General features: G+C 71.9%; 23 protein-coding genes. 12 read left to right on the top strand and 11 right to left on the bottom strand.

What is annotated here, in order from left to right; translation table 11 throughout:
- The first annotated feature begins 182 nt into the window (after positions 1-182).
- The 3 genes from ppsA (at position 183) to C464_RS13395 (ending at position 4,481) form a co-directional block, all read left to right on the top strand.
- A complete protein-coding gene (ppsA, locus tag C464_RS13405; protein ID WP_049911181.1) occupies positions 183-2,552 on the top strand; it encodes a phosphoenolpyruvate synthase in 2,370 nt (789 codons plus the stop codon).
- 77 nt (positions 2,553-2,629) lie between these two features.
- Positions 2,630-3,724 (top strand): tyrosine decarboxylase MfnA, encoded by a 1,095-nt coding sequence (gene mfnA / locus C464_RS13400; protein WP_006114288.1) that lies wholly within the window; start codon positions 2,630-2,632, stop codon positions 3,722-3,724.
- 118 nt (positions 3,725-3,842) lie between these two features.
- Complete coding sequence (locus tag C464_RS13395) at positions 3,843-4,481, top strand: halocyanin domain-containing protein (RefSeq protein ID WP_006114287.1); 639 nt, start codon at positions 3,843-3,845, stop codon at positions 4,479-4,481.
- A 51-nt stretch (positions 4,482-4,532) separates the two neighbouring features.
- Here C464_RS13395 and C464_RS13390 read toward each other — a convergent pair whose 3' ends face one another.
- Complete coding sequence (locus C464_RS13390; RefSeq protein WP_006114286.1) at positions 4,533-5,582, bottom strand: glycosyltransferase; 1,050 nt, start codon at positions 5,580-5,582, stop codon at positions 4,533-4,535.
- A gap of 150 nt (positions 5,583-5,732) precedes the next feature.
- On the opposite strand from C464_RS13390, the gene C464_RS13385 reads away from it, so the two are divergent.
- Positions 5,733-7,538, top strand: a complete 1,806-nt coding sequence (locus C464_RS13385) for a S9 family peptidase (protein ID WP_006114285.1) — start codon at positions 5,733-5,735, stop codon at positions 7,536-7,538.
- A 101-nt stretch (positions 7,539-7,639) separates the two neighbouring features.
- Entirely contained in the window at positions 7,640-9,043 is a 1,404-nt protein-coding gene (locus tag C464_RS13380; RefSeq protein WP_193366019.1) for a PAS domain-containing sensor histidine kinase, read from the top strand.
- An 18-nt stretch (positions 9,044-9,061) separates the two neighbouring features.
- On the opposite strand, the gene C464_RS13375 is transcribed toward C464_RS13380, so the two are convergent.
- The 5 genes from C464_RS13375 to C464_RS13355 all read right to left on the bottom strand — a co-directional run bounded on the left by C464_RS13375 (position 9,062) and on the right by C464_RS13355 (position 14,730).
- Positions 9,062-9,847, bottom strand: a complete 786-nt coding sequence (locus tag C464_RS13375) for an aldo/keto reductase (RefSeq protein WP_006114283.1) — start codon at positions 9,845-9,847, stop codon at positions 9,062-9,064.
- A 121-nt stretch (positions 9,848-9,968) separates the two neighbouring features.
- Positions 9,969-12,512, bottom strand: coding sequence for a heavy metal translocating P-type ATPase (locus C464_RS13370; RefSeq protein ID WP_006114282.1), 2,544 nt, complete (start codon positions 12,510-12,512; stop codon positions 9,969-9,971).
- A gap of 1 nt (position 12,513) precedes the next feature.
- Positions 12,514-13,344: a sulfite exporter TauE/SafE family protein gene (locus C464_RS13365; protein WP_006114281.1), complete on the bottom strand. Its 831-nt coding sequence runs from the start codon at positions 13,342-13,344 to the stop codon at positions 12,514-12,516.
- A gap of 74 nt (positions 13,345-13,418) precedes the next feature.
- Positions 13,419-13,844: a plastocyanin/azurin family copper-binding protein gene (locus C464_RS13360; protein WP_006114280.1), complete on the bottom strand. Its 426-nt coding sequence runs from the start codon at positions 13,842-13,844 to the stop codon at positions 13,419-13,421.
- A 61-nt stretch (positions 13,845-13,905) separates the two neighbouring features.
- Positions 13,906-14,730 (bottom strand): helix-turn-helix domain-containing protein, encoded by an 825-nt coding sequence (locus C464_RS13355; protein WP_006114279.1) that lies wholly within the window; start codon positions 14,728-14,730, stop codon positions 13,906-13,908.
- 135 nt (positions 14,731-14,865) lie between these two features.
- On the opposite strand from C464_RS13355, the gene C464_RS13350 reads away from it, so the two are divergent.
- The 5 genes from C464_RS13350 to C464_RS13330 all read left to right on the top strand — a co-directional run bounded on the left by C464_RS13350 (position 14,866) and on the right by C464_RS13330 (position 20,017).
- Positions 14,866-16,398, top strand: a complete 1,533-nt coding sequence (locus C464_RS13350) for a phytoene desaturase family protein (protein ID WP_006114278.1) — start codon at positions 14,866-14,868, stop codon at positions 16,396-16,398.
- 202 nt (positions 16,399-16,600) lie between these two features.
- Positions 16,601-17,419 (top strand): bacteriorhodopsin, encoded by an 819-nt coding sequence (locus tag C464_RS13345; RefSeq protein ID WP_049911180.1) that lies wholly within the window; start codon positions 16,601-16,603, stop codon positions 17,417-17,419.
- A gap of 109 nt (positions 17,420-17,528) precedes the next feature.
- Positions 17,529-17,867 (top strand): peptidyl-tRNA hydrolase Pth2, encoded by a 339-nt coding sequence (gene pth2, locus C464_RS13340; protein WP_006114276.1) that lies wholly within the window; start codon positions 17,529-17,531, stop codon positions 17,865-17,867.
- A complete protein-coding gene (truD, locus tag C464_RS13335; RefSeq protein ID WP_006114275.1) occupies positions 17,868-19,358 on the top strand; it encodes a tRNA pseudouridine(13) synthase TruD in 1,491 nt (496 codons plus the stop codon).
- A gap of 104 nt (positions 19,359-19,462) precedes the next feature.
- A complete protein-coding gene (locus C464_RS13330; RefSeq protein ID WP_006114274.1) occupies positions 19,463-20,017 on the top strand; it encodes a GMP synthase subunit A in 555 nt (184 codons plus the stop codon).
- Between the two features lie 67 nt (positions 20,018-20,084).
- On the opposite strand, the gene C464_RS13325 is transcribed toward C464_RS13330, so the two are convergent.
- The 5 genes from C464_RS13325 to C464_RS13305 all read right to left on the bottom strand — a co-directional run bounded on the left by C464_RS13325 (position 20,085) and on the right by C464_RS13305 (position 21,539).
- Complete coding sequence (locus C464_RS13325; protein WP_006114273.1) at positions 20,085-20,351, bottom strand: DUF3194 domain-containing protein; 267 nt, start codon at positions 20,349-20,351, stop codon at positions 20,085-20,087.
- A gap of 4 nt (positions 20,352-20,355) precedes the next feature.
- The gene (locus tag C464_RS13320; RefSeq protein ID WP_006114272.1) at positions 20,356-20,739 is read right to left on the bottom strand and encodes a prefoldin subunit beta; all 384 of its coding nucleotides are present in this window, start codon (positions 20,737-20,739) and stop codon (positions 20,356-20,358) included.
- 120 nt (positions 20,740-20,859) lie between these two features.
- Positions 20,860-21,117, bottom strand: a complete 258-nt coding sequence (locus C464_RS13315; RefSeq protein ID WP_006114271.1) for a KEOPS complex subunit Pcc1 — start codon at positions 21,115-21,117, stop codon at positions 20,860-20,862.
- Between the two features lie 16 nt (positions 21,118-21,133).
- Positions 21,134-21,268: a DNA-directed RNA polymerase subunit P gene (locus C464_RS13310; RefSeq protein ID WP_006114270.1), complete on the bottom strand. Its 135-nt coding sequence runs from the start codon at positions 21,266-21,268 to the stop codon at positions 21,134-21,136.
- A gap of 4 nt (positions 21,269-21,272) precedes the next feature.
- Positions 21,273-21,539 carry a 50S ribosomal protein L37ae gene (locus C464_RS13305; RefSeq protein WP_006114269.1) on the bottom strand — a complete coding sequence of 89 codons (267 nt, stop codon included), beginning with the start codon at positions 21,537-21,539 and terminating at the stop codon, positions 21,273-21,275.
- Positions 21,540-21,963: 424 nt separating this feature from the next.
- On the opposite strand from C464_RS13305, the gene C464_RS13300 reads away from it, so the two are divergent.
- Both C464_RS13300 and pyk read left to right on the top strand, forming a co-directional pair.
- Positions 21,964-22,899 (top strand): sulfide-dependent adenosine diphosphate thiazole synthase, encoded by a 936-nt coding sequence (locus C464_RS13300; RefSeq protein WP_006114268.1) that lies wholly within the window; start codon positions 21,964-21,966, stop codon positions 22,897-22,899.
- A 185-nt stretch (positions 22,900-23,084) separates the two neighbouring features.
- Positions 23,085-24,842 (top strand): pyruvate kinase, encoded by a 1,758-nt coding sequence (gene pyk / locus C464_RS13295; protein WP_006114267.1) that lies wholly within the window; start codon positions 23,085-23,087, stop codon positions 24,840-24,842.
- Positions 24,843-24,861 lie beyond the last annotated feature (19 nt).

Genomic DNA, 24,861 nt, shown 5'->3' with positions numbered 1-24,861 from the left:
AGCCGCGTCGAGACGGGCGAGCACCCGTCAGGCAGCGGAAAGCTGGCGACGCCGAAGCGGGCGGCGACCGGGTGCGGGGGGCCGCGACGCGCGGAAACAACTCGCCGCCGAGTAATCTTTTATTCAGTCGTTCGCTCGCCGGAAGATTCATAGGCCGCCTCGCGGATCCTCCGAGTACACGAATGGCAGTACTCTTGCTGGAGGACGTCGACGCCGGCGACGTCGGGACCGTCGGCGGAAAGGCCGCGTCGCTCGGCGAACTCATCGGTGCGGGGCTCCCGGTCCCGCCGGGGTTCGCCGTCACCGCGGGCACGTACCGTACCTTCATCGAGGAGGCCGGGATCGACGTCGAGCTGTTCGACGCGGTCGACGTCGACCCCGAGGACTCCGCGGCGCTCCGGGAGGCCGAGGCGCGCGCGGAGGAGCTCATTCTGGAGACGCCGTTCCCGGAGCCGGTCCGCGAGGAGATTCTCTCGCAGTACCGGGCGATGGGCGAGGACGGCGCGGAGGCGTTCGTCGCGGTCCGCTCGTCCGCCACCGCCGAGGACCTGCCCGACTCCTCGTTCGCCGGGCAACAGGAGACGTTCCTCAACGTCCGCGAGGAGGACCTCCTCCGGCGCGTCAAGGAGTGCTGGGCCTCGCTTTTCACCCAGCGCGCGATCTACTACCGGCAACAGCGCGGGTTCCCGCACGAGGACGTCGACATCGCGGTCGTCGTCCAGCGGATGGTCGACGCCGAGAAGTCCGGCGTGATGTTCACCAGCCACCCCTCGACGGGCGCGCCGCAGGTGACCATCGAGGCCGCGTGGGGGCTCGGCGAGGCGGTCGTCTCCGGCACCGTCTCCCCGGACAACTACGTGTACGACCGCGGGCGGGCCGAGGTGGACGAGGTCACCGTCGCGGACAAGAAGGTGGAGATGGTGAAGGACGCGGAGACCGGCGAGACGGTCCAGCTCGACGTCGGGGAGGACCGCCGGACCGAGCGGGTCCTCTCCGACGCCGAGATCGGCGACCTCGTCGCGCTCGGCGAGCGGGTCGAGGACCACTACGGCACCCCGCAGGACGTCGAGTGGGCGATCTACGACGGCGAGATATACATGCTCCAGTCGCGGCCGATCACGACGATCCGCGAGGACGCCGGCGGCGAGGGGGAGGCCGGCGGCGGGGGCGATACCGGCGGAGACGCCGCGGCGGGCGCGGCGACAGGCGACGGCGGCACGGCGGGAAGCGCCGCGAACGGGGGGACGAGCGCGGTCGGCGGGGAGGAGGACGCGGACGTGCTCGTCGACGGGCTCGGCGCGAGTCCGGGCGTCGTCTCGGGGGCCGTCCGGATCGTCCACAAGCTCGACCACCTCGATCAGGTTCAGGACGGCGACGTGATGGTGACGGAGATGACGATGCCCGACATGGTCCCCGCGATGAAACGCGCCGCCGGCATCGTCACCGACGAGGGCGGGATGACGAGCCACGCGGCGATCATCTCCCGCGAACTCGGCGTCCCCGCGGTCGTCGGGACCGGTAACGGGACTCGGGTCCTCGAAGACGGCCGGCAGGTCACCCTCGACGGAGACAAGGGGACGATCCGGGCGGGCGAGTCGGCGTCGGCAGAGCCGGGCGAGGAGTTCGAGCCGGTCGAGGCGGCGCGCCCCGAAACTCCGGTCAAGCCGATGACGGCGACGGAGGTGAAGGTGAACGTCTCGATCCCGGAGGCGGGGGAGCGCGCCGCGGCGACGGGCGCCGACGGCGTCGGCCTGCTCCGGATCGAGCACATGGTGCTGTCGCTCGGGAAGACCCCCGAGCAGTACATCGCCGACCACGGCGCTCGCGCCTACCAAGACGAGCTCATCGAGGGCGTCCGGCGCGTCGCGGACGAGTTCTACCCGCGACCCGTCCGGGTGCGGACCATCGACGCGCCGACGGACGAGTTCCGCGAGCTGGAGGGCGGCGCGGGGGAGCCGGCCGAGCACAACCCGATGCTGGGGTGGCGCGGGATCCGCCGGAGCCTCGACAAGCCGGAGCCGTTCCAGCAGGAGCTGGCCGCGTTCGCGCGCCTCTACGACATGGGGTACGACAACCTCGAGGTGATGTTCCCGCTCGTCAACGACGCGAAAGACGTCGAGGGGATCACGCGACACATGCGAGAGGCCGGGATCGACCCCGAGACGCACCGCTGGGGCGTGATGATCGAGACCCCGGCCAGCGCGCTCCTGATCGAGGAGCTCGCCGAGGCGGGGATCGACTTCGCCTCCTTCGGCACCAACGACCTCACGCAGTACACGCTCGCGGTCGACCGCAACAACGAGCACGTCGCCGACCGGTTCGACGAGCTCCACCCCGCCGTGTTGCGGCTCATCGGCGACACGATCGAGACCTGCCGCGAGGTCGGCGTCGACACCAGCATCTGCGGGCAGGCCGGTTCGAAGCCGGAGATGGTCGAGTTCCTCGTTGAGAAGGGGGTCTCCTCCATCTCCGCGAACATCGACGCGGTCCGCGACGTCCAACACGAGGTGAAGCGGACCGAACAGCGCCTCCTGCTCGACTCGGTCCGCTGAGGCGAGCGGCGGCCGCGTCCCCCGGCGAGCCCCGAGAGCGGAACGGGTAAGAGCCGTCCCCGGTAAGAGCAGGGCGGATGCAACAGCCGGAGCCGGAACCGCAGTCGTTCGACCGGGTGCTCTCCTCGATGTGTACCGAGCCGCATCCGGCGGCCCGCGCGGCCGCCGAGCGGTTCCTCGCGACGAACCCCGGCGACCCCGCGACCTACGAGGCGGTGGCCGACTTGGAGCGCCGAGCCGTCGAGGGGCTCGCGACGCTCTCTGCCCACCCGACGCCGGGGGACGCGGCGGGGTACGTCACCTCCGGCGGCACCGAGGCGAACGTCCAAGCGGTCCGGTCGGCGCGGAACCGACACGACGGGAGCGACGGCCGGCACGGCGGGAAGGCCGTCAACGTCGTCGCGCCGACGAGCGCGCACTTCTCGTTCACCAAGGCGGCCGAGGTGCTCGGCGTGGAGCTCCGGACGGTCCCCCTCGACGACGACTACCGGGCGGACCCCGACGCCGTCGCGGCCGCGGTCGACGACGACACCGCGCTCGTCGTCGCCGTCGCCGGCAGCACGGAGTACGGCCGCGTCGACCCGATCCCGGAGCTGGCGGCTGTCGCCGGAGAGGTCGGGGCGCGGCTCCACGTCGACGCGGCGTGGGGCGGGTTCGTCCTCCCGTTCACCGACCACGCGTGGTCGTTCGCCGACGCGGCGGTCGACACGCTGACAATCGACCCCCACAAGTACGGGCAGGCGCCGGTCCCGGCGGGCGGCCTGCTGGCCCGCGAGGACGCCGCGCTCGACGCGCTCGCGGTCGACACCCCGTACCTAGAGACGCGGTCGCAGGCGACGCTGACCGGGACCCGGAGCGGCGCGGGCGTCGCCGGGGCCGTCGCAGCGATGGACGCGCTGTGGCCCGACGGGTACCGCGAGGCGGCCGAGCGCGCGGCCGACAACGCCGACTGGCTCGCCGGCGAGCTCGCCGCCCGGGGGTACGACGTCGTCGAGCCCGAGCTCCCGCTCGTCGCCGCGGCGGTCCCCGAGTCGACGTTCGCGGCGCTCCGCGACGCCGGCTGGAAGGTGTCCCGGACCGGGACGGGCGAGCTCCGCGTGGTGTGTATGCCGCACGTGACGCGGTCGGCGCTGCGGGCGTTCCTCGACGACCTGGACCGGGTCCGGCGCTAACGGTCGGCTCGCCGGAGATTTCGGGAGTCGACGGAGAGACCGACGCCGGGTGATGAGCGGCCGGCGAGGCCGCCGTCGGATCAACATATTCACTACGGGTCACCACGAACCGGGGCGTATGAGTTCGGACGACGTCTCTCGGCGCGCGTTCATGCGGACGGCCGGCGGTGCGGCGGCCGCCGCCGGCGCGGCGACGGCGACGGCGGGGACGGCCGCGGCACAGGAAGTTGAACCCGACTGGCCCAGCGGCGCTTCGAGCGGCAACGTCGGGTCGTACACCGACGCCCGCGGCCAGGACTCGGTGACCATCTCGGTCGGTGCCGGCGACCAGGGTCTCGCGTTCGACCCGACGCTGGTGTGGGTCGACGAGGGGACGACGATCACCTGGGAGTGGACGGGGGCCGGCGGTGCCCACAACGTCCAGACGGTCGACGGCGGCGGTCCGGCCAGCCTCGACAGCGGCGACCCCGTCGGCGAAGAGGGGGCCACCTACGAGTACGAGACGTCGAGCGAGGACGCCGGCATCACCCACTACCACTGCGTACCCCACACCGCGGTCGGCATGCACGCCGGCCTCGCCGTCGGCGGGGACATCGCCACCGTCGAGGTCGGCGGCGGCGGGTCGGACGCGGTGTTCGTCCCGGACGCCGCCCGGGCGCTCGGCGTCGCGACGTTCATCGCGATGGTGAGCACGCTCGGGCTGGCGTTCGTCTTCATGAAGTACGGCGGCACGATCACCGGACAGGAGCAGGCGTAACGGACGGCCGTCGGTCCCCCTTCTGACGCCGCGTTGCCCGCGGCGGTCCGATCACTCCCCGTCGACGAGCTCTTCGTACAGCCCGGCGTACCGGTCTATCACCGCCCCGTGGTCGAAGGAAGCGAACGCGCGGTCGACCGCGCGGCGCTCCAAGTCGCCGACCGCGACGAACTCGTCGGCCAGCTCCGCCGGGCTCGTCACCAGCCGCCCGCGCTCGCGCCCCTCGACGAGCTCGTGGGCGCTCGAATCGGCCTGGTACTCGACCAGCGCGACGCAGCCGCAGGCGACCGCCCACAGCAGGTCGGTCGCGAACGTCTCCCACGTCGCGGTGGCGACCGCGACGTGCGTCCCCTTGAGTATCGGGAGCCGCTCGTCGAGCGGCAGGTCGCCGAGGAACTCGACCCGGTCGTCGATCCGGAGGTCGCGGGCGGTCGCCTCGATCCGGCCGCGCTCGGGGCCGTCGCCGATGACCGCCGCCGTCCAGTCGCGGCCGCGCAGCTCGGCGAGCCCGAGCAGGAACGTCTCGACGTTGGCGTGGCGGTCGAGCCGGCGGGCGTACACCGCGTCGAATCGGTCGTCGACGCCGGCGGCCTCGACGGCGTCGAAGTCGATGCTCTCGGGGAGTACCCGGACGTCGCCGCCGTCCGCACCGTGCTCGCGGACGCGGGTCTTCGTCGTCCGCGAGGGGGTCGTCACCGCGTCCGCGCGCCGCGCGAGGGGTCGGTACCAGCGGCGCGCGTCGGCGGGGTGGTCGCGCCACCAGTCGACGACGACCGGGACCCGCGAGAGCGACCCCGCGACCGTGGCGGCGAGCCCGGGCGTCGGCGGGCTGTTGACCGCGTGGACCACGTCGGGTCCCGCGCGCCGGACCGCGGCCGGGAGGCGCGCGGCGAACGCTGCGGGCGCGGGCTCGACCGCGACCGACCGGTACTCGACGCCGTCCTCCTCGAAGGCGTCGTGGTCGCCGCCCCACCACCGGGCGCAGAGCCAGATCACGTCGTGGCCGCGGTCGGCGAGGCCGCGGGCGGTCCGCAGGGTCCGCGTTCGCGCCGGGGTCTCCCCGTGTCCGGGGGCGAAGAGCGAGACGAACGCGACGCGCATACGCCGACCGCACGGGTGGCGCTGATAAAAAGACACGGCATCCCGTCGGAGCGGCCGCGGGCCGACGGCGCGACGATCCGGCCGGTCGCGCGCCGGCGCGCGGGTTCCGTCACCCGAAACGGTTTCACCGCAGGCGCGGAACCGGTTGGCATGCGACAGTACGACATCGAGCGCTACCTCAACGTACGGAACGCGGGCGGTGCCGACCTCGGTCCCGACGGCCGGCTGTCCTTCCTGCTCGACACGACGGGCACGGGGCAGGTGTGGTCGGTCCGCGAGCCGGAGTCGTGGCCCGAACAGCACACCTTCTTCGAGGAGTCCGTCTCCTTCGTCGACTCCTCGCCGGAGCGGTCCGAGGCCGTCTTCGGGATGGACGAGGGCGGCAACGAGCGCGCGCAGCTGTACCGGCTCGACTACGAGTCCGGCGCGATCACCGACCTGACGGCCGAGCCGGCGGCGAAACACCGGTGGGGGGGCTGGGACTCGACGGGCGACCGGTTCGCGTTCGCGTCGAACCGCCGCGACGAGGCCGTCTTCGACGTGTACGTCCAGGGGCGCGACGAGACCGGCGACGACGCGGAGCTGGTCCACGAGGGCGACGGCTGGCTCTCCGTCGCCGGCTGGTCGCCGAGCGACGACCGGCTGATTGTCCACGAAGCGCACTCCTCGTTCGACCACGACGTGTACACCCTCGACCTGTCGACCGGGGACCTGACCCACCACACGCCCCACGAGGGCGACGTCCGGTACGCCGGCCCGGAGTGGGGACCCGACGGCGAGGGGGTCTACCTCGTCACCGACCGCGACACCGACACGCTCCGCCTGGAGCGGCTGGACTTGGAGACCGACGAGTTCGCGGTCGTCGCCGGCGGCGGCGAGTGGAACGTCGACGGCGTCGCGATAGACGAGGACTCCCGCCGGCTCGTCTACTCCCGGAACGTCGACGGCTACACCGAACTCACGGCCGGCGAACTCGTCGCGCCGGACCGCGTCGACGAGTTCCCGGACCCGGACCTCCCTCGCGGCGTCGCCGGCGGCGTGAGCTTCGGCCCCGACGGCGACCGGTTCGCCGTGACGACGACCGGTAGTACCCACAACGCGGACGTCTACGTCGTCGACGCGACGAGCGGCGAGGCGGAGCGGTGGACGCGCGCCTCGACTGCGGGGATCCCCGCGAACACGTTCGTCGAGCGCGAACTGGTTCACTACCCGACGTTCGATAGCCGCGAGATCCCCGCGTTCTTCTCCGTGCCGGAGACGGAGCCACCGGAGTCGGGGTACCCGGTCGTCGTCGACATCCACGGCGGCCCGGAGTCGCAGCGGCGCCCCTCCTTCGCGTCGGTCACGCAGTACCTGCTGAACAACGGCTACGCCGTCTTCGAGCCGAACGTCCGCGGCTCGTCGGGGTACGGAAAGGCGTACTCCGGGCTCGACGACGTGGAGAACCGGATGGACTCGGTGAAGGACATCCGGGAGGGCGTCGGCTGGCTCCACGACCACCCCGAGGTCGACCCGGACCGCGTCGTCGCGATGGGCGGCTCCTACGGCGGCTTCATGGTGTTGGCCTCCCTGACGGAGTACCCGGAGCTGTGGGCCGCCGGGGTCGACATCGTCGGCATCGCCAACTTCGTGACGTTCCTAGAGAACACCGGCGACTGGCGGCGGTCGCTCCGCGAGGCCGAGTACGGCTCGCTCGAAGACGACCGCGAGTTCCTGGAGTCGGTGTCCCCGATCAACAACATCGAGGCGATCGAGGCGCCGCTGTTCGTCCTCCACGGCGAGAACGACCCGCGGGTGCCCGTCGGCGAGGCCGAACAGATCGTCGAGGAGGCGCGCGAGCAGGGCGTCCCGGTCCGGAAGCTGATCTTCGACGACGAGGGGCACGGCTTCGCGAAGCTCGACAACCGGATCGAGGCGTACCGCGAGATCGTCGACTTCCTCGCCGAACACGTCTAAAATCGGACCGGCGGAGAGTCGACGACAGCGCGGTCGCGCCGCCGCGGCCGCGGGTACTCCGGCCGTGACGGTTATACTGACACGCGAGAGAGAGTCAGGGGATGAGTCGGTCCGATCCCCACGGGGTGCTGCTCGACCAGGCCCAAGACAAGGTTGCCCTGTTGGACGAGACCGGGACGTACACGTACGTCAACGCGGCCGCCGAGCGGATTCTCGGGTTCGACCGCGACGAGCTGATCGGGACGAACGCCTTCGAGTACGTCCACCCGGACGAGCGGCCGGCGGTGCGGCGCACCTTCGAGGGGGCGATCCGGGCCGCGGAGTTCGCCGAGGTGACCGTCGACTACCGACACCGGACGCGCGACGGCTCGTGGGTGTGGTTGGAGAGCCGCATGTCGAACCTCACCGACGGGGACCTCGACGGGTACGTGATCAGTTCGCGCGACGTGAGCGACCGCGTCCGCGCGGAGCGACAGCGCGCGGAGGCCGCCTCGCACCTCCAGGAGATCGCGGCGGTCTCCAGCGACGTCCTCTGGATGTTCGACGCCGACTGGTCGGAGCTGCTCTTCGTGAACCCCGCGTACGAGGAGATATACGGCGCGTCGGTCGAGGAGCTCCGCGGCGACCCCGGTCGGTTCCTCGACGCGACCCNCCCCGACGATCGAGCCGCGGTCAGGGAGGCGATGGAGCTGCTCGCCGCGGGCTCGTCGGTGGACATCGAGTACCGGGTGAACCCCGACGAGAACTACAACCGGTGGGTCTGGGTCCAAGGGGAGCCGATAACGGTGGACGGCCAGGTGGTCCGGATCACGGGGTTCACGAAGGACGTCACGGACCGGCGGCGGCGCGAGCGGCAGTTGGTCGTGATGGACAACCTCCTGCGCCACAACCTCCGGAACGACCTCAACGTCGTCTTCGGCGAGCTGGAGGAGCTCGACGACGAGGTGCCGGAGGCGGCGGAGCGCACCGCGGTGATCCGGCGGGTGGGCGAGGGGCTCTTAGAGACCGCCCAGAAGGAGCGCGAGGTCATCGAGCTCATCACCGACCAGCGGGACACCGCCCGGATAGACCTCCGAAACGTGGTGGAGGAGTGCGTCGAGGCCGTCAGGGACCGATACTCCGAGGGGTCGATCGCGGTCGACGGCCTCGACGCGGTCACCGTCGACGGGCGCTGCGAGCTCCGGTCGGCGGTGATCGAACTCTTGGAGAACCCGTTCCAGCACAGCGGCGACGGCGCGCCGACGGTGACGGTGCGGCTGAGCCGCACCGACGACGGCGCGGCGCTCGTGGTCGAAGACGACCTCGAGACGATACCGGCGGTCGAGGCCGACGTGCTCACCGGCGACCACGACATGACCAACGTCTACCACAGCAGCGGCCTCGGCTTCTGGCTCGTCTACTGGAGCGTGGAGCTGTCGAACGGCAGCATCGCGGTCGACGCCCGCCCGGAGGGCCGAGGGCGCGGCAACCGGATCACGGTGTCGCTGCCGCGGGCGGCGGAGTGAGCGGGACGCGCTCGCCGCTTACCAGTCCGGCCCGAAGTCGGGGTTGAGCTGGCGGTCGGTCCGGCCGAGCTCGTCGATCGCGGCCACGTCTTCGTCGTCGAGCTCCAAGTCAACGCTCGCGAGGTTGTCGCGGATGTGGTCGATCCCGGTCGCCTTCGGGATGGCGGTGACGCTGGACTCGCGCAGCCACGCGAGGCTCACCTGCGCCGCGCTGACGTCGTGTTTCTCGGCGATGTCGACGATCGCCGGGTCGTCGAGGATCTCGCCGCGGGCGAGCGGCGAGTAGGCGACGAGTTCGACGTCGTTGGCGTCGGCGTACTCGCGGAGCTCCTCCTGTCGGAGCAGCGGGTGCATCTCGACCTGGTTCGCGAACGGCGCCTCGCCGAGCGCGTCGGTGGCAGCGTCGAGGTGATGGGGCTCGAAGTTCGAGACGCCGATCCGGTCGATCAGCCCGTCGTCGCGCAGCTCCGCGAACGCCGGCAGCGTCTCCGCGGGCTCGTACTCCCCGGCCGGCCAGTGGACGTACATGAGGTCGACCGCGTCGACGCCGAGCTTGTCGAGGCTCTCGCGGGTCGACGAGGCGACGTCCGCGGGTTCGAGCTCGTCGATCCACACCTTCGACGCGAGGAAGATGTCGTCGCGGTCGACGTCGCTCCGGGCGATCCCTTCGCCGACGGCCGCCTCGTTGCCGTAGATCTGCGCGGTGTCGACGTGGCGGTAGCCGGCGTCGAGCGCGTTCGCGACCGACTCGGTACACTGCGCGGGGTCGTCGTTCTCCCACGTGCCGAGCCCGAGGACGGGCATTCCGTTGCGTGTCGGCACCGCGGGCCGCTGCTGTTGGTCTGTCATCGCTCGCGCCTACTCGCGTGAGCGGAAAGTCGTTTGCGGTAGGGGCGGGCGCGGCCGCGTCATGGGCGAGCCGCGCTCAGTCGTCCGACAGCAGCGCCCGCGAGGAGTTCGTCACCACGAGCAGGCTCGACGCGCCCATCGCGACCGCGGCGAAGAGGGGGTTGAGCAGGCCGGTCGCCGCCAGCGGGATGGCGACCGCGTTGTAACAGAACGCCCAGCCGATGTTGCCCTTCACGCGCCGGCCGGCCGCTCGCGCGAGCTCGAAGACGGTCGCCACGGAGCCGAGCTCGTCGTCGACGATGGCCACGTCGGCGGCGTCGGCCGCCATCGCGGTGCCCCCGCCGAGGGCGACGCCGAGGTCCGCGGCGGCGAGCGCGGGCGCGTCGTTGGTGCCGTCGCCGACCATCACCGTGACGCCGCGCTCCTTCAGCCGCCCGACGGCCTCCGCCTTCCCCTCCGGCGGCACGCCGGCGAACACCGACGAGACCGCGTCGTGCTCGGCGAACACGGTCGCGGCGCGCTCGTCGTCGCCGGTGAGGACGATCACCTCGACGCCCGCGTCGTCCAGCGCCGTCACCGTCTCCTCCCACCCCTCGCGCAGTTCGTCGCCGACCACGACGTACCCCGCCGCGGCGCCGTCGCGGCCGACGGCGACCGGAACGCGACCGACGTCGCGCGCGTCGGCGACCGCCTCGCGGATCTCGTCGGGGACGGTCCACCCGCGTTCGTCGAACAGGTCCGGGTGACCGACCACCACTTCGACGCCGTCGACGACGCCGGAGACGCCGCGGGCGTGGCTCTCGAACGACTCGACCGCGGGCGCGTCGTCCGCGGGGGCCTCGGCCGCCTCCGCCCCACCGTCGGCGACCGCGGGTGTCGCGCCGTCGTCCGTCGCCCCGCCGGGACGGGCGGCCGCGCCGTCGGGGTCGGCCCGCGCCGCCGCGATGGCCTGCCCGACCGGGTGGGCGGACCGCGACTCAAGGGCGGCCGCGAGCCGGAGCAGGTCGTCGTCGACCTCGCGGGCGGTCAGCCGCATCTCGCCGGTGGTCAGCGTCCCGGTCTTGTCGAAAACGACGGTGTCCGCGTCGCGGATCCGCTCGAAGACGGTGTCGTCGAACACGACGATGTTGCGCTCTAAGGCGTCGCGGATCCCGGCGGCGACCGCGAGCGGCGTCGCCAGCCCGAGCGCGCACGGACAGGAGACGATCAGCACCGTCAACCCGACGAGCATCGCGTCGGTCGGGGCCCCGCCGAGCGCGAGCGACGCCCCGGCGGCGACGGCGGCGATGACGAGGACGGCGGGGACGAACACGGTCGCGAGGCGGTCGGCGAGCTTCTGGACGCCGTGGTTCCCGCTCTGGAGATCGTAGACGAGCTCCGCGACGCGGTCGAGGCTGGAGGTCGCGTCCGGGCCGACGGCGACCGTGAGCGAGCCGTCCGCGACGACGGAGCCGCCGACGACCGCGTCGCCGGCGACCTTCCGGACCGCCAGCGACTCGCCGGTGACGACGGACTCGTCGACCGCGGCGTCGCCGTCCACCGCCTCGCCGTCGACCGGGATCCGCTCGCCGGCGCGCACGAGGAGCCGGTCGTCCGGTTCGAGCGCGTCGACGGACACCGACTCCGTCTCCCCGCTCGCGGTCAGTCGCCGCGCGTCGTCGACCTGGACCGCGGTGACCTCGGAGAGCAGCTCCGTCGCGCGCGTCTTCACCGAGTCCTCGTAGTGGTTCCCCACCGTGACGATGACGACGATCGCGACGGTCACGTCGTAGTATATCGAGGGCGACTCGACGAAGATCACCGCGAGCGTACTGTAGAGGTACGCGCTCACCGCCGCGATGGCGACGAGGAGGTCCATGTTCGGCGAGCGCGTCTTCGCGCTGACGTACGCGCCCCGGAGGATCGGCTTCCCGGTGAAGAAGAGGACGATGGTGGTCAGCACGGCGATGACGATGAAGAAGTACGTCCCGGAGGTCGAGGCCATCGCCTCGTTGAGGTACGTGAGGGTGCGCTCGTCGTAGAAGGGGAACGCGAAGTAGGTCGGGTAGATGAGGACGATGTACTGGAGCATGACGGCCATCCCGACGAGGACGCCCGCCGCGAGCCGCGCCGTCGCCATGTTGTTCGCCTGTCGGCGGGAGAAGGCGTCTTCGCGGTCGTACGCGCTGTAACCGAGGCCGCTCACGGTCTCGGTGAGGTCGTCGATGGTGACCGAGTCCGGGTCGTGGTCGATCCGCACGGTGTCGGTGACGTAGCTCGCGCTCGCGGCGCTGACGCCGTCGGCGTCGGTCGCCACCGTCTCGATGAACGCCTCGCAGGTCGCGCAGTGCATCCCGTCGACCTCCAGGAACGTCGCCTCGTGGCCGTCGGGGACGTCGCGGTCTCCATCGGGAGCGTCCGCGCCGTCGTCCGCCGCGCCGTCTCGCGCCTGCCGCCGCTCGCGGACCGCGTCGGCGTCGACGTCGACGTCGCCGAGCGCACCGTACACGTCGCGGCAGCCGGTACAGCAGAACCGGTTCCCGTCGCCGTCGGTGACGTCGACGCCCTCGGTCGGGAGCTCACAGAGGGTACACGCCGAGGGGTCGTCGCCCGCGTCCGGCGGTCGAGCGGTCCCGCTCATCTCACATCCCCCCCATCCCGGCGTCGAGCGGGTTCCAGAACGGCAGGCTCGGGTGCGGCACGTGGATCCCGACGGACATCAGCCCGTGCGCGAACAGCACGTAGCCGAGCGCGACGAACGCGACGCCGAGCAGCCGGTGGACCCGGCGGCGGTGGACTGGGTCGACGCTCTCGATCAGCGTCCCGTAGGCGAAGACGGCCGGGATCGTGCCGAGCCCGAGCGCGCCGAGCGCGACGCCGCCCGCGACGGCCGAACCGCTCGCGAAGGCGTAGAGGTACGCCGGGTAGAGGATCGGACAGGGGAGCAGCCCGTGGACCGCGCCGAGCGCGACGATCCCGGGGCCGTTCGCGAGCCGGTCGACGTACCCCGTGAGCCAGCCGGTGACGCGTTCGAGTCCGGGGAGGTGGACCCCGCCGGTCGCGCCGCCGAGGAGGTAGCGGACCCCGACGAGGATCACGGCCGCGCCGACGAGGAGGCCGACCCCGCCGCGGACGGTCTCCGCGGCGCCGGTCAGGGTCGCGGTGGTGACGAACACCGCGCCGCCGAGCACGCCGAGGAGGGTTCCGATGGTCGCGTAGCTCGCCGCGCGGCCGAGGTTGAACAGCGCGTGCTGGCGGACCTCGTAGGTGGTGAGGTGTCCCTCGCGGCCGGTCGCCGCGCCCGCGGCGCTCGCGGTCCCCGAGCCGCCGTCGGTCCGCCCGGCGTCGGGGTCCATCCGGCTCGCGTACACCGTGACGAGCGGGCCGCACATCCCGATACAGTGGGCCCCGCCGAGCAGTCCGATCGCGACGAACAGCAGGACGTCGGCCCCGAGGAGCAGCGAGAGGTCCACGCGACTCAGTCACCCCCCGTTCGGCGCGCGGGCCCGAGTGGATTTCGGCGGCCGGCGTCGGACGCGGTCACGGCTCACTCCTCGACGACGACGGTTCCGTACATGTTGCCCTCGCGGTGCGGGATACAGACGTACTCGTGGGCACCGGGAACCGTGAAGGTGTGTTCGAAGCGGTCGCCGCTCTCCAAGATGCCGCCGAAGTCGGACTGCCACGCCGACTCGGCGGTCTCGTAGTCCTCGAAGCCGCCCGAGGCGAAGAACTCGGCGTCGTCCGGGATCCCGCCCGGCGTCGCGGTGACGGTGTGCGCCCGCGCGCTCGTGTTCTCCCAGGCGACGGTGTCGCCGACCGAGACCGTGACCTCTCGGGGCTGGTAGGCGGAGGCGAGCATCCCGACGTCGAAGTCGGGTTCGCCGCCGACGCCCGCGCACCCGGCGAGGGCGACCGCGGTCGCGGCGCTCCCGGCGGCGCCGGCCCGTCGAAGGAACCGTCTCCGGTACATACCTCTCCTCGGGGCCAGAACGGTTTCAATACCGCGGTCGGCCCCGGCGCGTGAGAACCGATTACCCGCCGACGAGGTCGTCGAAGACGCGGCGCTGCGCCGCCGCGAGGTGCTCCGAGAAGGTGGCGCGGGCGATGCCGATGGCGTCGGCGACTTCCGTCGCGCTCGCCCCCCGGGGGTGCTCGAAGTAGCCGAGCCGCTGTGCGGTCCGGACGACCTCGCGCTGGCGCTCCGTGAGCCGCCCGCGGTCGACGACGACCGGGTCGGACCGGGTGTCGGCCCCGCCGGAGCTCGTGAGCCGTTCGAGCCGCACCGAGCCGCCGGTCGCCTCCAGCGCGTCGATCACGTCGCCGAGCGGGTCCGCCGCGGGCAGCGACAGCCCGAGCCGGATCCGGTTCGGCGCCGTCCGGACCGTGACCGACGAGACCGGGTAGCCGAGCGACTCGACGGCGTCGGACGGGAACGGTCCCGTCGGTGGGCTCCGGCACCGGTAGACGAACTCGTCGCCCCCGTCGAAGACGAGCTCGGCGTCGACCGCGCGGTCGGCGCGGAACTGCGAGACGACCGCGCCGTCGACGCGGACGCGGTCGACGTCCTCGGCGACCGCGCCCGGCGGCAGCGACTCCGCCACCGGCGCGGGCGTCGGGTCGCGCACCACGATCTCGACGCGGACCCCGGCGTCGCCGGACCGACCCGCGGAACGCGGCGCGTCAGAGCCGTTCCGGTGCGCGTCCACGTCGGTGGTTCCGCCGGCGGTGCCGGCGTCGACCGCGCCGGCGTCGTCCGGGGTTGAGCGGTACCCCTCCTCGGAGCCGGCCGCTCCGGTCGACCCGGCCCCGAGGCGATCGGCAGGGCTGGACTCCGACGATCGCGACCGCCATCCCATACGTCGATCTCTGCGGTCGGAGCCGGAAAAAAAGCGAGCCGAACGAGTACGCGTCGCGGCGACGCCGCCGCCCGCCTGATAAAGTCCCGTCGAGAGTTGGCAACGACTGACAGGGAGCGAGTGCGTGTTACGACCATGAGCGACGAGTCGCTCCGCGAGCAGTCGGTTGGGGTAGTCGGGGCCGGCATCGGCGGGCTCTCCGCGGCCGCCTACCTCGCGGCCGCCGGCGCGGAGGTGACGGTGTACGAGCGGGCCGAGCGCGTCGGGGGGGTCGCCGGTCGGCTCGAACTCGACGGGTTCCGGTTCGACACCGGGCCCTCGTGGTACCTCCTCCCGGACCTCTTCGACCGGTTCTTCGAGGACTTCGGCCGCTCCGCCGAGGAGTTCTACGAGCTGACGCGGCTCGACCCGCACTACCGCGTGTTCTGGGACGACGGCGACAGCGCCGACGTGCCCGCCGACCCGGACGCGGCGGCGGACCTGTTCGAGTCGTACGAGCGGGGCGCCGGCGAGGCGTTCCGCGAGTACCTCGCCGACGCCGAGCGGGCGTACGACGCCGGGATGGAGCGGTTCGTCCTCCCCGGCCGCTCGCGGTTCCGGGACTACCTCTCGCTCGACGTGGTCGCCGGGGGGCGGGAGCTCGACCTGCTCTCCAGTCTCGACGAGACGGTGCGGTCGTACGTCGACCACCCGAAGCTCAGGCAGCTGCTGGAGTACACCCTCGTCTTCCTCGGCGGGTCGCCGCACAACACGCCGGCGCTGTACCAGCTGATGAGCCACGTCGACTACGGGCTCGGCGTCTACTACCCCATGGGCGGGATGTACGAGGTGGTCGAGGCGGTCGAGACGGTCGCCCGCGACGCCGGCGCGGACGTTCACACGGGCGTCGAGGTGACGGGTCTGGAACCGGTCGACGGCGGCGTCGAGGCGGAGCTCGGAGGCGACCGCTACGTTCACGACCGGGTCGTCTGTAACGCGCCGCCCGCGCACGTGGAGCGCGAACTGCTCCCCGACGGCACCGTCTCGCGGTTCGGCGACTACTGGGACCGGCGGACGTACGGCCCCTCGGCGCACCTGCTGTACCTCGGCGTCGAGGGGGAGCTGCCGGGGCTCGAACACCACACGCTCGCGCTGCCGACGGACTGGGACCCCCACTTCGAGGCGATATTCGACGACCCCGCGTGGCCGACGGGGGAGACGGAGCCGGTCGTGTACGTCAACGTCCCGTCCCGGACCGACCCGTCGGTCGCGCCCGACGGCCACGAGGCGGTCGTCACGCTGGTGCCGCTCGCGCCGGGGCTCGACGACACGCCGGACCGGCGCGCGGCGCTCAGGGAGCGCGTCCTCGACGCGGTAGCGTCGCGGACCGGCGTCGACCTCCGGGACCGGATCGTGACCGAGGAGTCGGCGTGCGTCTCGGAGTTCGCGGAGCGGTTCGACCAGCCCGGCGGGAGCGCGCTCGGGCTCGCGCACACCATGCGACAGACCGGCCCGCTCCGCCCCGGGCCGCGCGTCCGGGGGACCGACCGCCTCTACTACGTCGGGGGGAGCAGCAACCCGGGAATCGGCGTGCCGATGTGCCTGCTCGGCGGCGAACACTGCGCGGCCGCCGTCGAGGCGGACGTCGGCGCGGGGCCGTTCGACCGGCTCCCGCTGGTCGGTCGGTGAGCCACGCCGGGGGAAGACACCCGTCCACTCTCTCCCGCCGGAGTGAGAAAAATTCAAAAAAACGCCACTGAATATCGAAAACGGGTAGAAAACCTTACCAGTCAGGTTAGTACATTTAATAAACACGCCACGTGATTGTCACCGTTGCATGATCGAAACAGCAGCGGCCGACTTACTCGCAAGCGGAATGGTCCCGCTCGAAATGACACAGACGGAGATATTCCAGTTCATTCAGGACAACGCCCTGCTGAGCGCGTCGCTCTGGGTGAACATCGCCCTCGCCGGCCTGTCGATCCTCCTGTTCGTCTACATGGGGCGGAACGTGGAGGACCCTCGGGCGCAGCTGATCTTCGTCGCGACGCTGATGGTACCGCTGGTGTCCATCTCCAGTTATACCGGGCTCGTCTCCGGGCTGACGGTCAGCTTCCTCGAGATGCCGGCCGGGCACGCGCTCGCCGGTGCCGGAGCCGGGCCCGAGGGAGGCGTGTTCACGCCGTGGGGGCGCTACCTCACGTGGGCGTTCTCGACGCCGATGATCCTCGTCGCGCTCGGCCTGCTGGCCGGGTCGAACCTGAGTAAGCTGTTCACCGCCGTGGTGGCCGACGTCGGGATGTGTGTCACCGGCCTCGCGGCCGCGCTGACCACGTCCTCGCTCCTGCTGCGGTGGGTGTGGTTCGCGATCAGCTGCGCGTTCTTCGTGGTCGTCCTCTACATCCTGCTCGCCGAGTGGGCGCGGGACGCGGAGGTCGCCGGGACGGCGGACATCTTCAACACGCTGAAGGTGCTCACCGTTGTCCTCTGGCTGGGTTACCCGATCTTCTGGGCCCTCGGCGCCGAGGGGCTCGCGGTCCTCGACATCGCGATCACCTCCTGGGCCTACAGCGGGATGGACATCATCGCGAAGTACCTCTTCGCGTTCCTCCTGCTGCGCTGGGTCGTCGAGAACGAGCGCACGGTCGCCGACATGGCGTCCGGCCTCGGGTCGGCCGCCCGCAGCGGCGCGACGCCGGCCGACGACTGACGGCGCGGTTCTAATCCGGCGGTTTTCTTTCGTATCGCTTCACGCCCGCCGGCCGCGGCCGCGGCGGCCGAGAGACAAGCGCTAAACCCGCGGCGGGGGTGGAGACCGTATGAAGCAGGCGATCGTCGCGCGGACGGACATCGGGATGGGCGAGGGGAAACTCGCCGCGCAGGTCGCGCACGCGTCGCTGTCGGCGTATCAGGACGCGAGCGAGCGGGCGCGAAAGAAGTGGCAGGGCGAGGGGCAGAAGAAGGTCGTTCTCAAGGGGAACTCCGAGAGCCGGCTGTTCGAACTGGCCGACAAGGCGGACAAAGAGGGGCTCCCGTACGCGATCGTCCGCGACGCCGGGCACACCCAACTGGAGCCCGGCACCGTCACCGCGCTCGCGGTCGGCCCCGCGCGCGACGACAGCGTCGACCGCGTGACCGGCGACCTCTCGCTGTACTGAATGACCCCCGAACGCACCCTCCGCGAGGCGCACCCGACCGAGCGGGCCGTCGGGATCGACCACTACGTGAGCGACGCCGACGGGATCGGCGGTCGGCTCCGCGAGTCGCCCGAGGACTTCCGGGTCCGCGAGCTGGAGGCGTTCGACGCCGAGCCGCTGGACGTCGAGACCGGGAGCTACCCCGAGCTCGTGGTCCGGGCGACGCTCCGCGACTGGGACACGAACGACTTCGCGCGCCGGCTCTCGGACGCGCTCGGAATCAGCCGCGAGCGCGTCTCGTGGGCGGGGACGAAGGACAAGCGCGCCGTCACCACGCAGCTGTTCACGGTCCGCGGGGTCGACGCCGACGCGCTCCCCGAGATCCGCGGCGCGGAGGTCGAGGCACTCGGCCGGGCGGGGCGGAGCCTCTCGTTCGGCGACCTCGCCGGCAACGCCTTCGAGATCCGGGTCGCGGACGCGGTCGACGAGGCACCCGAACGCGTGGCCGAGACGGTGCGGGACCTCCGGGCGTTCACGGGCGGCGCGGCGGACTCCGCCGCCGGCGAGGGGGACGTTCCGATCGACGCGACCGTCGGCGTCCCGAACTACTTCGGCCAGCAGCGCTTCGGCAGCCGGCGGCCCGTCACCCACGTCGTCGGCCTCGCGGTCGCCCGCGAGGACCCCCGCGAGGCGGTCCGGCTGTACGCGGGCAACTCGGCCGAGACGGAGCCGGACGACACCCGCGCCGCCCGCGACCGCGTCGACGCGGCCTTCGGCGTGGCGGAAGATTCCGGGGCCGGTGGCGACGGGTCCGGTGTCGGCGACGGGCCCGCCGCCGACGGCACGGGCGACGGCGACTGGGCCGCGTGTCTCGACGCCATCCCCGGCAAGCTCCGGTTCGAGCGGTCGATGGTCCACCGGCTCGCCGACCGGGGCGTCGACCCCGCCGCGCCGCCCGACGACGAGGACTGGTGGCACGCGCTGGAGGCCGTCCCCTCGAACCTCCAGCGGCTGTTCGTCAACGCCGCGCAGTCGTATCTGTTCAACCGGATCGTCAGCGAGCGGCTGCGCCGCGGGCTCCCGTTTGACCGCCCCGTGGCCGGCGACGTGGCGTGCTTCGCCGACGGCGACGCGCCAGACGAGCTGTACGCCCCGGACACGGACCGGCTCCAGCGGGTCGACGCCGACCGGGTCGACGTGGTCGCCAGGCACTGCGAGCGGGGGCGGGCGTTCGTCACCGCGCCGCTCGTGGGCACCGAGACCGAGCTCGGCGAGGGCGAGCCCGGGGAGATAGAGCGCGAGGTGCTCGCCGACGCCGGCGTCGAGCCGGGCGACTTCGCGCTCCCCGGCGAGTTCGACTCCGCGGGGACCCGGCGAGCGATCCTGCTCCGGACCGACCTCGACGCGTCGTTCGCGGACGGCGACCCGCGGTTCGCGTTCGCGCTGCCGAGCGGGTCGTACGCGACCGTGCTGCTCCGCGAGTTCACGAAGCGCGGCCCGCTCGACCTGTAATCGATCCACGTTCGTGTATTGTGAAGGACAACCAGCGGCGGAAACCACCACGATACTGCGACACGTTCCGAGCCGTTTTTGTGCGGGAGTCGTCAATCGAGGCCATGACCCGGATCGTCGTCATCGACCTCCACGGCCAGTTTACGCACCTCGAGCGGCGGGCGCTCCGCGACCTCGGCGTCGACACCGAGATCGTCTCGGCGGACGCGCCGGCCGACGAGGTCGACGCGGACGGGGTCGTCCTCTCGGGCGGTCCCGACATGGACCGCGTCGGGAACGCACCGGACTACCTTGACCGCGATATCCCCGTCCTCGGGATCTGCCTCGGGATGCAGCTGATCGCCAGCGAGCTCGACGGCGCGGTGGGCGCGGGCGACTACGGCGGCTACGCCGACGTCGACGTCGAGATCGTCGACGACGAGGACCCGCTCGTCGGCTCGCTCGCGCCGGAGACGCGCGTCTGGGCCTCCCACGCCGACGAGGTGACGGAGCTCCCCGACGGGTTCGGCCGCACCGCCACCTCCGACGTCTGCGGCATCGAGGCGATGGCCGACCCGGACGCGGGGCTGTACGGCGTCCAGTGGCACCCCGAGGTCGCGCACACGGAGCGCGGCGAGGAGGTCTTCGAGAACTTCGTCGCGATCTGCGAGTCGGCCTGACGGCGGCGCGCGAACCGACACACCCGCCGGTAGGAGGGTGAAAGAACGGAGGGACGGCGACGAGCGATTACTCGTCGAACAGCTCGTCGACCGCCTCGCCCGCGGTCTCGACCGCCTCCCGCGCGACCGCCTCTCGGTCGGGATCGGCGTCGGCGGGGGCGTTGAGGTAGACGTCGACGTCGAGGACTCCCTCCTCGAAGGTGACGGTGACGTCGAGGTCCGTGACGGCCGACTGGTCGTAGTGTTTGAAGACGATCCCCTCGGCCGCCTCGGCGGCGGTGCGAACGACTTCGTCGTCGCTCGGCTCCGAGGCGGCGTCGGCGTCGTCGGTCACGGCCTTACGCGCCGCCGGCGCCCGGGCCGCCCGGTCCCATCGGGCCGCCGCCGGCGCCGCCCTGAAGCATCTGCTGGAGCTCGCTCTGGAGGTCGTCGAACTGCTCCTCGACGCGTTCCTCCTGCTTCGCGAGCTGCTCGACGCGGACCTCGAGCGAGTCGACCTTGTTCTCGAGGTCGTCGTAGGCGGACTCGTAGTCCGTCTCGACGAGGACCTCGCCGATCTCTCGGTACATGCCCGCGTCCTCGTCGACGTCTTCGAGGGCGTCGAGGGCGGTCTTCGACTCGTTGAGCGCGGACTGCGCCTGCTCCTTCTGCTCGGCGACCTGCTGTGCGGTCTCCTGAAGCTCCTGTAGTTCCTCGATCTTCTCCTGTGCCTCGGGCGGCATGTTCCCTTGCATGGACGGACCGAAGCGGCCCGGACGGAAAAACCCCCGACTTCTCCGGCGAGGAGCGATTCGGAGCGTAGCGCCCTGAAATAGGTCGTTATCGGCGTCTCCGCGCGGCGCTCAATCCCCTCCCGCGCCCACGCGCTCGGCGACGGCGACCAGCCGCGACCAGCTGTTGACGCCGGCGCGCAGCGCGACGAGATCGTCGGCGAGCACGCGGACGCGGACCGCGTTCCCGTCGCGATCGACGGTCGCGTCGGAGCGCGCGTCGTCGATCTCGCCGACTTCCGGTCCGAGCGCGTCGGCCACGACGCGGGCGCGGCGCTCGGAGGGGTAGGTGAACGAAAGGACCGTCTCGTGTGCGCGCGTCGCCGTCACGGTCCGGGAGGCGACGTTACTCGACGTCGACTTCCTTGATGCCGCCGCCGCGCTCCTTCAGGAGGACGCGGTGGCCGCAGTACGGACAGCGCACGCCGCCGTACTCGTCGAGGGTGACGTCGCGCTTACAGCGGGAGCACTTGTAGCTCATCGTCCTATTCCTCGTCGGCGAGCGCGGCGCGGATGGAGCGGCGGACGGTGCGACCGCCGGGCGTCTCGGGGCGGTACGCGCCGCCCGTGAACGTCTCGCCGGTCTCCTCGTTGACCCAGATGCCGGTACCCACGCGCTTGACGTCGTCGCCGTCGACGGTCGCGTTGCGCATCTCCTCTTCGATGTCCTGGACCCGCTTGCGGGAGACCCGGCCGTAGCGAGCGCCGAATCGGCCCGCGCTGCCGGTGCTTCGAGCCTTGTCCTCAGCCATAGTAGCCACTCCTACCGCCAGCGCAGGTAAAAAGGCTGCGAGTTGCGGGCGGGCGGAACGCCGCAGGGTGACGACGGTCGGCGACTGCGTCCGGCGGTGGCGCGTGCCTGCGAGCGGCCGCCTTCGGCGGTCGCGAGCCAGCACGCGCGAGGGACGCGGTGAGCGCTCGAAGAGCGCGAACCGCGAGGCTGGGGAGGTGTGAGGCTGCGATTCCGGGCGGGGCTCGAAGGGGCAGCCGTGTGAACGTCGTAGGTGACGCAACACCGGAACGAGGGAGCGACCGAGTGAGGAGCACAGCGAGCGTACGACGTTCACACGGCGGGGGCTTCGGAGACGTTCGTCGCCGTGCGACCGATAGATGATATAACCATTCCTGCGTATCGATCGCAACGCATTTCACAACCAAGTAATACTACTAAGTTGTATGGACGGATTCGACGGCTTCAGCGACGTGAGCGAGACCGACGTGACGAGAGCGATAGGGAACGAGTGGACCGACGGATTCCTGGGCTTCACAGAGTCGGACGTGATCATCCTCGGCGGCGGCCCCTCCGGGCTGATGGCCGCGAAGGAGCTGGCCGAGCGCGGCGTGAAGGTGATGATCGTCGAGAAGAACAACTACCTCGGCGGCGGCTTCTGGCTCGGCGGCTTCCTGATGAACACCGTGACGGTCAGGGACCCGGCCCAGGAGATCCTCGACGACCTCAACGTGGACTACGAGCCGGTCGAGGATGTCGACGGGCTCTACACCGCCGCGGGGCCGGAGGCCTGCTCCGGGCTGATCAAGGCGGCCTGCGACGCCGGCGCGCGCGTCCAGAACATGACCGAGTTCACCGACCTCGTCGTCCGGGAGGACCACCGCGTCGGGGGGATCGTGATGAACTGGACCCCGGTCCACGCGCTCCCGCGCGAGATCACCTGCGTCGACCCCATCGCGGTCGAGTCCGACCTCGTGATCGACGCGACCGGCCACGACGCGGTCGCGATCAGCAAGCTCGACGAGCGCGGCGTCCTCTCCGCGCCCGGCATCGAGCACGCGAAGGAGCACAACACCGGCATGGACCAGACGGGCGACGGCGAGTACGGCGCGCCCGGCCACGACTCGCCCGGCCACGACTCGATGTGGGTCGGCGAGAGCGAGGACGCGGTCGTCGAGCACACGGGCGTGGTCCACGACGGGCTGATCGCCTCCGGGATGGCGGTCGCGACCGCTCACGGCCTCCCGCGGATGGGCCCGACCTTCGGCGCGATGCTGGTCTCCGGCAAGCGCGCCGCGCAGTCCGCCCTCGACGAGCTCGGCGTCGACGGCCCCGACGTGCGGCTCTCCGCGGGCGACGCCCCCGCGCCCGCCGACGACTGAGTCCGCCGGCGGCTCCGAGCGCTTCGAGTCTCCCGGCCGCGCGATCGACGCCCCGCTGACGGCTCCCCTCCGTATTCCCCGGTCCTCCCGCCCGCTCACCGCCGTATCCGCGAACGGTCACGAACGTTCGCTCGGGAGCGACTTAACCGGATGCCTTTTTCCGACGGTACGTCGAACTCGGCGATATGCGAAACGCCAAGATCGTCTGTACGATCGGTCCCGCCTCGGACGACCGGGACACGATCCGCGGCCTCGCGGACGCCGGGATGTCCGTCGTCCGACTCAACGCCAGCCACGGAACGACCGACCACCGGGAGACCGTCATCGAGCGCGCCCGCGCCGTCGACGACGAGATCGACGACCCCCTCGCGGTGATGGTCGACCTGAAGGGCCCGGAGGTCCGGACGGCCGAGATCGACGAGCCGATCGCGCTCGCGACGGGCTCCGAGGTCACCTTCGCGGCGGGCGACGACGCGACCCCCGAACGCGTCGGGCTCACCCACTCGATCGGGGCCGCCGGCCCGGGCGACACGATCCTGCTCGACGACGGCCGGATCGAGTGCCGCGTCGAGCGCGTCGACGGCGAGTCCGTGGTCGCGTCGGTCGTCTCCGGCGGCAAACTCGGCTCTCGGAAGGGCGTGAACCTGCCGGGCGTCGCCATCGACGTCGACCTCATCACCCCGGAGGACGAGGCCGAACTGGACCTCGCGGCCCGGACGGACGCCGACTTCGTCGCGGCCTCGTTCGTGCGCGACGCCGACGACGTCTACCGGATCGCCGACGAGCTGGACGCCCGCGGCGGCGGCGACATCCCGATCGTCGCGAAGATCGAGCGCGCCGGCGCGGTCGAGAACTTGGAGGGGATCGTCGAGGCGGCCGACGGCGTGATGGTCGCGCGCGGCGACCTCGGCGTCGAGTGCCCGCTGGAGGACGTGCCGGTGATCCAGAAACGGATTATCCGGACCTGCGTCAACCAGGGCGTCCCCGTCATCACGGCGACGGAGATGCTCGACTCGATGGTCACCTCGCGGCGGCCGACCCGCGCCGAGGCCTCCGACGTGGCGAACGCCGTCCTCGACGGCACCGACGCCGTGATGCTCTCCGGCGAGACCGCGGTCGGCGAGGACCCGGTCAACGTCGTCGAGACGATGGACCGGATCGTCCGGCAGGTCGAGTCCAGCGACGAGTACGCGGAGACGCGCGAGCAGCGCGTCCCGACCGCGGAGGAGGGCTCCCGGACCGAGGCGCTGGCGCGCTCGGCGCGCTACCTCGCGCGCGACATCGGCGCGTCGACGGTCGTCGCGGTCTCCGAGTCCGGCTTCACGGCGCGTAAGACCGCGATGTTCCGCCCGGGCGTTCCGGTCGTCGCGACGACGCCTGACGACCGCGTCCGTCGCCAGCTCGCGCTCTCATGGGGGGTCAGACCGGTGTTGACTGAGTACGCCGACGACATGGAGGCGATCCTCGACAACGCGGTCGACGCCGCGCTCGACCGCGGCGGCGCGGCGTCCGGCGACACCCTCGTGGTCCTCTCCGGGATGCTCACCGAGCTGGAGGGGACGAACACGACGAACACCCTGAAGGTCCACGTCGCCGCGGAAACAGTCGTGACCGGCAAGGGGGCCGTGGCCGGCCGCGTCGCCGCCCCCGTCCACCGGACCGCCGACGGCGACCTCGACGCGCTCCCGGAGGACTCCGTCGTCGCGCTGGGCCCCGACTTCGACGGGGAGTTCGCCGGCGACCTCGACCGGATCGCCGGCATCGTCGACGCCCGCGAGGGGATGACCGGCTACCCCGCCGTCGTCGCCCGCGAGCTGGGCGTCCCGATGGTCTCCGGTGCCGCCCTCCCCGAGTCGGTCGCCGACGGGACCACGGTGACCGTCGACGGCGAGCGCGGCGTCGTCTACGACGGCGACGTGCTCCGGGCGGCCCGCGAGCGGTAAGTCCGCGGCGTCCTCCGCG

It is taken from the genome of Halorubrum coriense DSM 10284 (assembly GCF_000337035.1).
In the GTDB taxonomy this organism is placed as follows: domain Archaea; phylum Halobacteriota; class Halobacteria; order Halobacteriales; family Haloferacaceae; genus Halorubrum; species Halorubrum coriense.
Note: the sequence above shows the minus strand (reverse complement) of the source record. Positions and strands in the feature narration are given on the sequence as shown.